Below are 13203 nucleotides of genomic sequence, written 5' to 3'. Positions count from 1 at the left end.
CGGCCTACTCCGGGAAATGGCTGACGATGATGAACATCACCGTGCCGGCCAAGGTTACGATGAAGGACCAGGAATAGAGCGCGAGCGCGAAAGGCTGCATGAGCATGACAACGCCCGCCGCGATCAGCACCGATGCCAGCATCTCCCAGGCGCCACGCCGAAATTGCAACAATCCGTCGAAGAACCTGGTCATTTGCGAACGGCTCCGAAGGTGATGCCGCGCAGCAAGTGTTTGCGCAGGAGAATGGTGAACACCATGACCGGCACGAGGAAGAGGGTCGCGCCCGCGGCAACGGCCGGCCAATCCTGGCCGCTAACGCCGATGATCGTCGGGATGAAGGGCGGTGCCGTCTGGGCGTTGCCCGAGGTCAGCAGCACGGCAAAGGCATATTCGTTCCAGGCAAAAATCAGGCAGAAGATGGCTGTCGAGGCGATGCCGGTCGCGGCCTGCGGCAGCACCACCTTGTAGAAAGCCTGGAAGCGCGTGTAGCCGTCGATCAGCGCCGCCTCTTCATACTCGACCGGGATCTCGTCGATGAACCCCTTGAGCAGCCAGACCGAGAGCGACAGGTTGACCGCCGTATAGAGCAGGATCATGCCGGCATGGGTGTCGCTGAGGCCGAGCGAGCGGAACATCAGGAAGATGGGAATAGCGACCGCGATCGGCGGCATCATGCGCGTCGAAAGGATGAAGAACAAAAGATCATCCTTCAAAGGCACCTTGAAACGCGAGAAGGCATAGGCTGCGGCCGTGCCCAAAACGATGCAGAGCACGGTCGAGCCAAAACCGATGATCACCGAATTGGTGAAGCGTTCGGCAAAGCGCGATGGGCCAGAAATGACAAGACCGTCCTTGCGCACCAATTTGTCGTACCAGGTCTGTGGTTCGCCAAGCGCCTTAAGCTGATCCTCGGAAAGGCGCGTGCGCGTGGTGAAGACGTTGACGTAGCCTTCGACCGTCGGCGTGAAGAAGGTCTTGGGCGGATAGGCGATGGCGTCAGACGGCGACTTGAAACTCGTGCCGATGATCCAGACCAGCGGCAGTATCGTGATCAGCGCATAGAGAACCACCAGGATTCCAGCGGACCATTTCTGCCGCGGCGACGGCTCGGTGACGGAATAGCTGCTCATCGCTGTTTCACCTTGTTCAGAGCTTTCACGTAGATCGAGGCCAGGCCGAAAACGGTCACGAAGAGGATGACGGCATAGGCCGAGGCATAACCCGTGCGCCACTTCTCGAAAGCTTCACGCTTCAGGTTGATCGAAGTGAGCTCGGTGATGGAGCCCGGCCCGCCTCCGGTAAGCTGCACGACGAGGTCGAACATCTTGAAGTTTTCGATGCCCCGGAAGAGCACGGCGAGCATCAGGAATGGCAGGACCAGCGGGATGGTGATCGTCCAGAACTGCCGCCACTTCGAGGCACGGTCGCATTCGGCCGCCTCGTAGATGCTCGCTGGAATGGAACGCAAGCCCGCGAGGCAGATCAGCATGACGAAGGGCGTCCACATCCAGGTATCGACGATGATGATCGCCCATGGCGCCAGCGATACGTCGCCGATCATCGAGAAGGAGGACGGATCGGCGCCGGTGAGAAAGCCGACCGCGTAATTGAAGAGGCCGATCTGCGGCTGGTAGAGAAAGGTCCAAAAATTGCCGACCACGGCGGGGCTCAGCATCATCGGCAACACGATGATTGTCGTCCAGAGATCGTTGCCGCGGAACTTCTTGTTGATCAGATACGCGAGCGTGAAGCCGATCAGGACCTGAAGCACGATCGTCCAGATCAGGAAATGGGCCGTCGCCTGCATGGACAGCCAGATATCCCGGTCGGACAAGATGCTCAGGTAATTCTTGAGGCCGACGAACTCGACCTCGGCATTGGGGCGATTGACCCGAAAATTGGTGAAGCTCAGCCGGATCGTCCAGATCAGCGGGAAGATATTGACCGCGAGTAGGAGCACGATCGACGGTGCGACGAAGAGCCAGGCAAGCGAGCGATCCGACAGGCCCTTGATGCGCCTGGCAATTGCACGCGGCGTCGCCTCGGCGACCCGATCCACCGGTGAATGCAACATTGATAGTCCCCTGATTATCAACAGTGCGGCGACGGAGCCGGACTGGTCCCGGCTCCGTACCGTACCATGGCCGCTGGGAGGATGCGGGACACGCCATTATGGCGGTCAGTACTTGCCTTCGTCGTCGAAGACCTGCGTCCAGTCCTTGACGAGGCCGTCGAGTGCATCCTGGGCAGAGCCCTGGCCGGCGACGACATAATCATGGAACCGCTTCTGCGCAGCCTGCAGCAGCGAGGCATAGGCGGGCTCGGCCCAGAAATCCTTCACGATCGCCATCGAGTCGAGGAAGGTCTGCGCATAGGGCTGGCTGGTGGCAAAGCTCGGATCTTCCACCACCTTGCGCAGCGCCGAATAGCCGCCCATCTGCCACCATTTCTGCTGGATTTCCGGCTGGGCGAACCACTTGATGTAGGCGAGCGCATCGTCCTTCTTCTCCGATGCGGAAACCACGGAAATGCCCTGGCCGCCAAGCTGGGCGAAGGCGACGCCGTCCGGGCCTGCCGGATTCGGGAAATAGCCCGACTTGCCACCGCCGACATTGGCGTCGGCATTGATACCTGGCCAGGTGAAGGCAAAGTTCATATGCAAGGCAACCTGGCCCGACTTGTAGGCATCGATGTCCTCGGACATGTAGGCGTCGGAATGGCCGGGTGGCGTGCAGCAGTCATAGAGCTGCTTGTAGAACTCAAGGCCCTTCACCGCCTTGGCGGAGTTCACGTAGCCTTGCAGCTCATAGGGCTTGGCGGGATTCTCATACTGGAAACCGAAACTGTAGAGCACATCCATGGCACCCATGGTGATGCCTTCGGAGCCGCGCTCCGTATAGATCGCCGCGCCATAGACCGTCTTGCCGTCGATCTGGCGCTTCTGGAAGAATTCGGCGATGTCCTTCAGCTCGGCAAAGGTTTTCGGCACGGCGAGGTCGCGGCCATATTTCTGCTTGAACTCCGCCTGCAACTCGGGACGCGCGAACCAGTCCTTGCGATAACTCCAACCAACGACGTCGCCGAAGGCCGGCAGCGCCCAGTAGTTCGGCGTATTCTTCGGCCATTCGGCATAACCCACGACGGTCGCCGGAATGAAGTCGTCCATCTTGATTCCTTCCTTGTCGAAGAAATCGTTGAGCTTGACGTACTGGCCGTTCTCGGCGGCGCCGCCGATCCATTGGCTGTCGCCGATCATGAGGTCGCAGAGCTTGCCGCCGGAATTGAGCTCGTTGAGCATGCGGTCGGCAAAATTCGGCCATGGCACGAATTCGAACTTCATCTTGATGCCGCTCTTGGCCTCGAAGTCCTTGCTGAGTTCGACGAGCGCATTTGCCGGGTCCCAGGCGGCCCAGCAGAGTGTCAAGTCCTTTGCCCTGGCTTGCTCAGTGCCGGCAACTCCGGCGGCCAAAAACACGCCGAACGCGGCCAATGATCCGATATGGCGAAAATTCATGACTGGGACCTCCCTGCCCCTCCTTCCGACCTCCATCGGAAGGGTGAAACGCCCGTTATGGGCACCTGACGCGGAATGACGCTCCCGGCGGGCCCATACTCCTCCGCGCCGCCTGTGGCTCGCGCCGATCCTCCTGGGCGACCACGGCGAGAGTCATAATTGAGGTGCGCACCTCAATGCAAGTCATTTTTGAGGTACGCACCTCAATTCTTGCTTTTCGACTGCTTTTGTTGGAGAAATCTGGTTCGAATCTGGAAATGAGATCTGAACGGTGCGGCCAACCACGAAAGACCTGGCGGAAGCCGCAGGCGTCAGCCTCGCCACCATCGACCGCGTGCTCAATGAGCGGCCGAATGTCAGCTCCAAAGCGGCGAGGAAAGTGGCCGAGGCGATCGAACGAATCGGCTTCGTGCGCAACCCTGCCGCCGTGGCACTGGCGCGCAACAAGACCTATCGCTTCCGTTTTGTCCTGCCAACCTCGGGCGACCAGTATCTCGCTGAACTCATCGCCCGGGTCAGCGAGGCGAAGGAAGCGTTGCGCACCGATTCGACCGAGGTCGAGGCCGAACAGATCGCGATGAGCGACCCGCACCAAGTCGCCAAATACCTCACAGGTATCGACCATGATGCAGTGGACGGCGTTGCCGTCATGGCGCCGGAATCGCCGCAGGTACGCGACGCGCTGCTGCGGCTCGTGGAAAGGGGCGTCAAGGTGGTGCAGTTCCTCTCAGGCCAGGAGCGGCTGGAGAGCGCGGACTATGTCGGCGTCGACAATTTTGCAGCCGGCGCAACCGCCGGCAAGATAGCAGGCCGCTTCATCGGAGACAGGCCCGGCAAGATCATGGTCGTGGCCGAAACCATGATGGCGCTGGACAGCATCCAGCGCCGCCTCGGCTTCGACAGCATCATCAACGCCCAGTTCCCACACCTGGTGAGCCTGCCGTCGTTGGAAACCTATGCCGACGAAAGGCGCGCCGATCTGATCATCCGGCGCACCCTCCAACACAATCCCGATACGGTCGCCGTCTATGTACTGAGCTCGGAAGCGCGGGGGCCACTCACCGCGGTCTGGAATACGCAAGGAGGCCGCCCCCTCACCGTCATCGTGCATGAGCGTACCCCATTCAGCGAACAGGCACTGATGGACGAGCGCATCGACGCCGTGATCGCGCAGGACCCAGGCCACGCGGTGCGCAGCGCGCTGCGCATCATGCGGGCCCGCTCCGACCATCGCGAACCTCTGGCCTCGCAAGAGCGGATCCGCATCGAGGTCCTGCTCAAGGAGAACATCCAGTTCGAGTGAGCCAGCGCGATACAAGCCATGATGCCACTCCTGAGATCATTGTGCGCTCTGCCTGAGGACCTCGCACCCATTGAGATCGGCACCAACCTTTGCAGCAATCTCTGCACTCTGGACGGCCCCACGCACCGACCAGATGAGCGTCTGTTCAGCAACCTCGACGGTAAGTTCGATCTCGACCGGCAGGCCTAGAGAGTGTTTCCTATTTCACGAGAGTCGCGGGGACTCCCGGTTGGGCTGGTTTGTGATTCAAGGTGTTGGCTGGGCAGAGGCCATCATCTGACAATGCAGGCCCTTTCGAACGATCTTCGTGAGCTTGTTGTTGAGGCGGCGATCAAGGCCGCTGGCGCCAGATTTTGGTACCTACCGCCCCACTCTCTCGACCTCAGCATAGCTTCATTCGTTCGGAGGTTACAAGGCATTGCTCTTCTGCGACCATCCCATGTGGCCCCCGACTTTGCGCTTTTATGCCGAGCTGACAACGATCAGGATATAGCAGCCCACCGAAATGCGCTGAAGGTGAATTTGTCATGCCGACGACTAGGTAGCGAAACAGTTGGTAAAACCGCCTATGCATCGCGCCAGTAGCCCGAAGCTCCAGCGCCCAAGACGCGCTGTCCCGAAAGCTTAGGGGCGAATTTTGCCCTTTCAGCGCACACGAACGGCAAGCTCGCACCAAGAAAGTGTGCACCCTGTGTGGCGGTAGAAACTGCCGTCCCTACAAGCCGCTTAAGTACATTCCGGACCACGTCGGTGGCAGATGATAAGAACAAGCACATGATGGGCTGCTCTAAGCAGCTAGCTGCCTTGGTAAATCCGGTTTGAAGTCCAAATGTCTATCGGGTTACCAATCTCTGGCTGCAACATTGACCTACGTTGAAATTGGTCGCCTGCGCGTCCGAATTCGATGAGAGTACCGTCTCGCGCGGCCCGGGCGTTAGGACGGGCTATTTCCGGCCCCTGATGGAAGTGCTTGAGCGTGACAGCACGGTGTTGCAGTTCCTGGAAGACTCACTATCGCCAGTTGGCCACGCGTCGCTGCGATAGCTGGCTGCCTCGGCTTCTCTGGAAAACGAGATCGAGAAGAATTGCCGCGTACTACCATGCTACGAGAGCCCGCCGCTCTTCGTCAGCCGCGACCGGCATTTCCTCCCCGAAACATCCAACCGCGCGCTGGAAATCAACCCGGATGAGCTACACACCTATGGCGGTGGCTATACCAAATACGTCGAGCGAACTGGCCAAGAAACGCCAGCCGGCACGGATGACCGCACCCCACGCCTCAGCCTGGACGCTTCGGCTTGCCCTTGTGCTTGCGGTCGCGATCCGCAGGCGCGGCCTGGCCGCGGTGCGCGGGCTTCTTGCCCGGCTTTCCGCCCTTATTGAACTCCGGCTTGGCGCGCTTGCCGAATTTCGGCTTCGCCCGCCACGATGTCTCGCGCGCCTCACCGGCCGGCGCGATGACGATGCCTCGTTCGAGGCTGCCGGGCTGGCTGATCTGCTCTCTGAACCCCGCCGCCTTGTCGGCGGAAATCTCGAAGCGAGTTTCCATGTCGTCGATCCGGATCGAGCCGACATCGCGTTTCGAGACGCCGCCGGCCCTGCAGATCATCGGCAGAAGCCATTTCGGGTCGGCGCGCTGCTTGCGCCCGAGCGACAGCGTGAACCAGACGCCGCCCTCCATGTCCGGGCGTCGCGGTTCGGCGTCGCGCCTTTCGTCGATCCCCCTTTCGCGGTTTTCCTTGTCGCGTTTGGGCTTCCTCGCCTGCATGTCGTGGACCGGCAGCGGCAAGAGGTCCTCCGGCACCGGGCGGACGGAAAGCTGCTGGCGCAGGAAGGCCGTGGCAATGCGCTCCGGACTTGCCTTCGTCAGCAGTTCCGCCACGAACGCCGCTTCCGCCTCGTCCGGCTCGGCGGCGACAAGCGCCGCGTCGAGGATCTGGGTGCGATAGCGGGTCTCGATCTCGGCGATGCTAGGCGCGCCACGCATTGTGGCCGACAGCTTGGCGAGCGCCAGCACACGCTGCGCGGCACCGCGCCTGGTCTCGGGAACGATGAGCACGCAGACGCCTTTTCGGCCTGCACGCCCGGTGCGGCCGGAGCGGTGGAGCAGGGTCGCTGGATTGCTCGGCACATCCGCGTGGATCACGAGGTCGAGGTTCGGTAGGTCGATGCCGCGCGCCGCCACGTCGGTCGCCACGCAGACATGAGCGCGACCGTCGCGCATCGACTGCAGCGCGTTCGAGCGCTCCGACTGCGCCATCTCGCCCGACAGCGAGACGACCGAGAAGCCGCGATTGGCCAGCCGCGCGGTCAGGTGCCGCACCGCCTCGCGCGTATGGCAGAACACCAGCGCACTGGCGCTGCCGGAATCCAGCAGCGTGTTGATGACGGCATGTTCGCGCTCGTCGCGCCGCACCAGCATCACCTGGTACTCGATGTCGGCATGCTGCTCGGTGGAAGCGGTCGCCGCGATGCGCACCGCGTCCTTCTGGAAATTCCTGGCAAGTTCCGCGATGCCACGCGGCACGGTTGCCGAAAACAGCAGTGTCCGGCGCTCATCGGGCGCCGCGCCGAGGATGAATTCGAGGTCGTCGCGGAAACCGAGGTCCAGCATTTCGTCGGCCTCGTCCAGCACCACGGCGCGCAACGCACCAAGGTCCAGCGCGCCCTTGGAGATATGGTCGCGCAGGCGTCCCGGCGTGCCGACGACGAGATGGGCGCCGCTGTCCAGCGCGCGGCGCTCCCTGCGCATGTCCATGCCGCCGACGCAGGTCGCGATCCTGACCTCGGCTGCCGCGTAGAGCCAGTCGAGTTCCCGCTGCACCTGGATGGCGAGTTCGCGTGTCGGCGCGATGATGAGGCCGAGCGGCCGCCCGGCAGCCGGAAAGCGTTCGGCGCGCCCAAGCAGGGTCGAGGCGATCGCGATGCCAAAGGCAACCGTCTTGCCCGAGCCGGTCTGCGCCGAAACCAGGAGGTCGGCCTCGCCATGCCCGCCATTCGCCATCTCCATCTGCACCGGCGTCAACTGGTTGTAACCTTTCGCCTCGAGGGCGGAAGCAAGCGCGGGGTGTATGGGCAATGCGTCGTCGGTCATGATCATGGTCTCTGTGTCGATGCCGCATAGCACGGCATCCGCGAAGTTGTAATGAGCGCTCTTCGTCGCGATTGCCACCGCGATGATCGTTCGGGCGAAGACTGCCTTCGGTTGATGGCGAAACTGGGCTAACAGCTGGGATGAGGGGCGACGCTGTCGTTCACGTTGCAGCAAAAGTAAGTCGGTTTTGGACTGATATAGACGTAGCGGTGCGCCTCATTCCCTGGCTGACGCTTACAGTAGCCGTGTGCAGTTGCGTCCGGCATACGAGCCCGCCCTTGCACGTGCATATCTTCAAACTGACGATAGTAAAAAAGGCCTGACCGGGACATTAGGCCAAGGTGGCGAAGGACGTTAAGCGGGAGTGACGACAAACCCAGGCAAGCGGCCTTGCTTTGGCGAATTCAGCGATCAGATAACCCACGACAAAATTGAAGAGCATGCGCTCGGTGCGGGACAAAATAAGAGGTCCATCGGCGCCTTTCCGTTCCCCTAGGATGACAGCTCGAGACTTCAGAAGTCCCGCAAATATTCGGCGTCATGACCGGCCGACGGTCTTGCGAACAGCACGGCAGCGCCGACCGAAACGGCCACGAGACACAGAACGACGCCAAGATAAAGCCAGGGGATCGACAGCGCCTCGGGCGGCGGATCGAACACGCCGGTCAGAAGCTTCACCAGCATCCACGCTATGACGACACCGGACAGGAGGCCGAAGACAAACCCTCCGACGATCACGACAATAGCCTCGCCCCATAGAAAGGCCGCCAATTGTCCGGGTTTTGCGCCGACGGCGTTGAGGATGGCGAAGTTCCTGCGGCGTTCAATGAAACCCAAAGCCAGCATGAGCCCGGCGGCTGCGGCTGCCATAACAACGGCGAAGGCGAGCTCGATTGTCGTCAGCCCGCCAAGATCCACAGCGGTCAGGCTCGAACCGATGAGGTGGGCTGCCTGACCGATGTTCGTGACTTTCAGGGATGCATCGGCCTTGAGCGCCCCCCTCACCTGTTGCGCCAGCATGGTGGGATCGCCCTTGGCCTTCATCAGCACATATTCGGCGGCGTCCGTGCCGGTCACGCTGGCGATGTAGGCGGCATTGGCGACGAGGAACGAGTCCCTTGGCGCGGTCGGGAATTCGCGCGCGACACCGATGAACTTGAAGGGCACCGGGTGATACTGATGGTCGCGAGAATCGAGGAGCCTAAGGTTGATCGTGTCGTCCTCCTGGAGCTGGAAATCCTTCACGGTTTCTTCCGACACCAGAACGCCGTTGGGCGTGGCGTCAAGTTTTGCCAGAACAGTGGCGGCACTGCCGCCGCTGAAGTAGGCATCGGACAGGCTGGTCGCGCTTCCGATACGCGCGGGGTCGATGCCATAGAGATCCTGAAGGTCGGCACCGACATAGGCGAAGCGATGTTGCATGGGTTGCGCGAACGCCGTTGCCGACAGCGAGGCCAGTATCGCCAGGTGCGAACCGGCCGGCTTGTCGGCCGTGCCGAACACGGTGACATCCGATCCGTTTGTCAATTCGGCATCGACGCGCGCCTGGGCGTTGTATGTGGTGTTGAAGATCGCCGTCGACGTGGCGAAGGAAATCGCCAGCGCGGTCATGGCGATGCCAATGGTCAGGCGTCGCGACTGCCTCGACAGTGCGGCCGAGACGATCGCCGCCAGCGGGCCGGCGGCAGGCCTCACGATCGTGCGCAGCACCGGGCCATTGCGCGCGACGACATTGGCCGAAAGCCGCATGGTCAGCAGCGCAGCACCCAGCCAGAACAGCGCGGGTGCGATGAAGGCCTTGTAGTCCACGGATGTCGCGGCGACGCCTTCGGGCGCAAGGACGACCTGGTATCCGGTACTCGCCGACAGCCAGAAAAGGAGCCCGGCGGCAACGAGCAGCAGCACATCCAGCCATAGCCGCCGCCACAGCGGCGTCTTGTAGCGCTCGACCGAGCGGCGCGCCGTATTGGGATCATTCCGGCGCAGTTCCCACCACACGGGCAGCAGGAAGGCCGCGAAACCCAGGAGCAGGCCGGTCAGAACGGCGAGCGCAAGCGCCGGGTCGGCGATGGCGGCCCTTGCACCCATACCTGGAACGGCAAGGCCGAACAGCAGCGCCGCCACCGTCCCCAACGCCGTGCCGCCAACCGCCGCGACAGCGGCCTCGGCGGCAGTCAGCGAGAGGATTTGTTGCGTCGTGGCGCCGCGGACACGCAGCAGTGCCTGTTCGGCGCGCCTGCGTGCGGCGCCCGAGGCGGTTATGGCAAAGGTCAGCGCCACCGCCAGCGCCACGCCAGGCAGGCCGAGGAACAGAAACAGTACCGAGGCGTAGAGCGCGTCCGAGCGTACCGCGCCGAGGCGCGAGCTGAGGTTGTCGGCGACCAGCGCCTGGCCTGCGACCCTGGCCTCGAAATTCTTCTCCATGCCTGTCACGACAGTGAATGCCGAAACCGGTTCGGCCGGCAGGACGTCACGCGCCAGCCGCACATGCAGTTGCAGGCGCGCGGTGTCCGGGCGCGCCTGGCGCTGCGCGTCGAACAGGCTTTCCCACTGGCCTTGTGGCAGTATCAGCACATTGTCCGGCGGCGCTTGCGGGGCAGCCTGCGACGGCAGGCCAACGACCTGGAACAGCGAGTCGGCATCGGGCAGGTCGACCACGCCAGCGATGATGACGTCGACCGGCGCAAGTCCGATGCGTTTGATCGTCACCGTGTCTCCGGGACCGACGTGAAGATTGGCGGCTGTCTGCTGCGCGATGAGGGCGCCCCTGCTGCTCCCGGACAGGGGGCGGATCTCGGCGGGGAAGTCGCTTGCATAATCGCCGTCGAAGGCGATGACCTGGCCCGGCCCCGTAGTCTGCGTGGTGCCCCCGGTCTGCGCCTGGAAGCCGTCGATATCGGCGAATTGCACGCGGTGAACGGCCTTGACCCGAGAGGTCTCGGCCAGTGCCTTGCCGATCGCATTAGCATCGGCGCCAGGTATCACCTGGACCTGCCAGTCGACGGGCACGGTCGATATCGCGCGCGCGGTCATGGAAGCGCTCGCGTTGAGAAGGAAAAGCACCATCGACACCAACAGCGCCGTCGCCAGGGCAACGCCCGCCGCCGCGCCCGCGACGCGCAGCTGTCGATGGGCTAGAACGCCCCTGATCCACAGGAGCAGCATCAACTTGCCCCGGTTTGAAGGGACTGCAAGGTCAGCCGGCCGTGCTCCATGGTCCAGCGCGTTGCCATCCTGGCGGCGACAGCCTCGTCATGCGTGGCCACCACAAGCGCAATGCCCGTATTTTCCAAGTGGCTGAGCACGGTATCGAAGAAGAGCTGGGCGGTGACGCTGTCGAGTTGCCCGGTCGGTTCATCGGCAAGGATGAGTTTCGGTCCGATGGCGAGCGCTCTTGCCATCGCTATGCGTTGCGCTTGCCCGCCGGATAATTCCTCCGGCAGCTTGTCCGCCAATTCGTCAAGGCCGAAGGTGTCCAGCAGAAGAGCCGCAGTTCGGTCGGCGGAACTCAGCTCTCCGGCCAGTATCATCGGCAAGCTTATATTTTGCGCAGCGGTCAATGCGGGAAACAGGCTGGGCGACTGGAAGACGAAGCCGATCCAGCGTGGCCTTAAGTCCTCGAACGGGCCAAGGCCGGGCCATTCGATCTGCCCGTTGGTCGGCCGGTCCAGGCCGCCAAGGATGTGCAGCAGGGTGGTCTTGCCGCTGCCCGAAGGTCCAACCAGGGCGATGCGGGCGCCTGAGTTGATTGCACAGTCCACATCGCGGAGCACCGTCGTACGTCCGGCGGTTCCGTCTGGGAAGTCACGGCCAATACCGCTTGCAACAACAAGCGTTTCATCCATTTTCGACCCTCCCGTCCTTCAGCCGGACGATGCGGTCGGCTCGTTGCGCCAACGCCTTGCTGTGAGTGGCGAGCAGCGTTGCCAGTCCTGCGGCGCGCCTTGCTTCGAACTGGGCAATCAGCCGCAGCTCCGTGTCGCGATCGACTTCGGCGGTGGGCTCGTCTGCCACGAGGATGGGCGGGTCGCAGGCCAGGGCGACCGCAAGACCGGCGCGCGCGGTCTCCCCGCCGGAAAGCTCGGTTGGAAGCGCCCGAGCCCGGGCCACAAGCCCCACGCTGTCGAGCAGCGGCGCAATCCGCTTTTCGTCCGGCTTGCCGGCCAATTGCATCTGGAGGCGGACATTCTGCTCCACGGTGAGGTGCGGAAACAGATTTCCGGATTGCAGCAGAATGCCAAAATTCGCCCTGCGCAGGCGCGCCCGGTTGGCCTGCGAACGACGGGTAAGCCTTACGCCAGCCACCTCGACATGGCCGCCGTCCGGCTCATCCAGTCCGGTCAGACAGGCCAGCAAAGTGGATTTGCCGCTGCCCGAAGGACCGGTCACCGCGACAATCTCGCCGGCACATACCTGCAGGCTGACGCCGCGCAGCGCCGCTGTCTCGTCGTCACCGATGTGGAAGAAGCGATAGAGCTCGTACGCATCCAGCGCGTGCATGTCACTTCCACCGGAAGGATTGGGACATCAGTTGCCACTGGTCGACATTGTCAGCACCCTTGGGCGCGTAAAACTCCAGCGTGACCAACTTGCCGTCCTTGAAGAACAAATAGCGTTCGTTCTCCAGGCGAACCTGCTTGTTGGTCACCGGATTGAGCTCCGAGTTTGTTGAGTAGACGATACGGATCGCTGCTCCGGCCGGAAGAGCCTCCGCCTTCACCGAGCTCACTGTGACCGCGCGTTCGGCCTTTTCGAGTTCCGGAACATAGGTCGTCTTGGCGGCCGCGACGGTCGGCGCTGCATCGGCCTTCGCCACAGAGACGACGACGCCGTCGAACTTGTCGACGAAACTCGCGCCATCGGCGCGGTCCGAGCGCGCCCAGCCTTCGGGAACCTTCAGCGTGAACCCCTGTGGCGCCGCATAGTCGATGAACACCTGCGTATCAGGAATGTCGCCGGGCGGGTTCTTTTCCATTGGAACTGGCTTTTCGACGGCAAGCGCCGAAGTAGCCTCGACCGCAACAACCAACACGCCCGCCACCCCCAGGCAGATTGTAGCGGCAAGGATGGGGACAATCCGAGCAATCCTGCGAAGCCTGTTTTCCATCGCTGCGACCTTTCGAATGGAACGGACACAAGCTCAGAATGCCGCATCAAGATTACGGCCAGTTCGTCCAGTTTATACGGATTGGTAAGGTTCGGGGTAGCCGAACTGCATCGACGCCGGCTTTGTCAGCGGACCGCTGACGATGACCGTGAAATTCTGTTGTTCCCACATATTCGACAGAAAA

10 protein-coding genes are annotated in these 13203 nt (G+C 62.4%); 1 reads left to right on the top strand and 9 read right to left on the bottom strand.

The window, feature by feature from the left end; translation table 11 throughout:
* Positions 1–4 precede the first annotated feature (4 nt).
* From FZF13_RS17920 to FZF13_RS17905, 4 genes are all read right to left on the bottom strand, one after another.
* The gene (locus FZF13_RS17920; RefSeq protein ID WP_024923591.1) at positions 5–193 is read right to left on the bottom strand and encodes a hypothetical protein; all 189 of its coding nucleotides are present in this window, start codon (positions 191–193) and stop codon (positions 5–7) included.
* Entirely contained in the window at positions 190–1131 is a 942-nt protein-coding gene (locus FZF13_RS17915; RefSeq protein ID WP_024923592.1) for a carbohydrate ABC transporter permease, read from the bottom strand. The genes FZF13_RS17920 and FZF13_RS17915 overlap by 4 nt, the downstream gene beginning before the upstream one ends.
* On the bottom strand, positions 1128–2075 hold the full coding sequence (locus FZF13_RS17910; protein WP_024923593.1) for a carbohydrate ABC transporter permease: 948 nt from the start codon (positions 2073–2075) through the stop codon (positions 1128–1130). Before FZF13_RS17910 ends, FZF13_RS17915 begins: the two co-directional genes overlap by 4 nt.
* A gap of 105 nt (positions 2076–2180) precedes the next feature.
* Complete coding sequence (locus FZF13_RS17905; RefSeq protein WP_024923594.1) at positions 2181–3515, bottom strand: ABC transporter substrate-binding protein; 1335 nt, start codon at positions 3513–3515, stop codon at positions 2181–2183.
* Between the two features lie 271 nt (positions 3516–3786).
* On the opposite strand from FZF13_RS17905, the gene FZF13_RS17900 reads away from it, so the two are divergent.
* Positions 3787–4818 (top strand): LacI family DNA-binding transcriptional regulator, encoded by a 1032-nt coding sequence (locus FZF13_RS17900; RefSeq protein WP_024923595.1) that lies wholly within the window; start codon positions 3787–3789, stop codon positions 4816–4818.
* Positions 4819–6097: 1279 nt separating this feature from the next.
* Here the strand turns inward: FZF13_RS17900 and FZF13_RS17895 are convergent.
* From FZF13_RS17895 to FZF13_RS17875, 5 genes are all read right to left on the bottom strand, one after another.
* Positions 6098–7912, bottom strand: a complete 1815-nt coding sequence (locus FZF13_RS17895; RefSeq protein WP_024923596.1) for a DEAD/DEAH box helicase — start codon at positions 7910–7912, stop codon at positions 6098–6100.
* A 513-nt stretch (positions 7913–8425) separates the two neighbouring features.
* Entirely contained in the window at positions 8426–11077 is a 2652-nt protein-coding gene (locus FZF13_RS17890) for an FtsX-like permease family protein (RefSeq protein WP_024923597.1), read from the bottom strand.
* Positions 11077–11757, bottom strand: a complete 681-nt coding sequence (locus FZF13_RS17885; protein ID WP_024923598.1) for an ABC transporter ATP-binding protein — start codon at positions 11755–11757, stop codon at positions 11077–11079. The genes FZF13_RS17890 and FZF13_RS17885 overlap by 1 nt, the downstream gene beginning before the upstream one ends.
* Complete coding sequence (locus FZF13_RS17880) at positions 11750–12412, bottom strand: ABC transporter ATP-binding protein (protein WP_024923599.1); 663 nt, start codon at positions 12410–12412, stop codon at positions 11750–11752. Before FZF13_RS17880 ends, FZF13_RS17885 begins: the two co-directional genes overlap by 8 nt.
* 1 nt (position 12413) lies before the next feature.
* Positions 12414–12944, bottom strand: coding sequence for a hypothetical protein (locus FZF13_RS17875; RefSeq protein ID WP_244431121.1), 531 nt, complete (start codon positions 12942–12944; stop codon positions 12414–12416).
* Positions 12945–13203: the final 259 nt, after the last annotated feature.

It is taken from the genome of Mesorhizobium terrae, from assembly GCF_008727715.1.
Lineage (GTDB): Bacteria > Pseudomonadota > Alphaproteobacteria > Rhizobiales > Rhizobiaceae > Mesorhizobium > Mesorhizobium terrae.
This window is presented reverse-complemented; position numbering and strand designations above follow the sequence as displayed.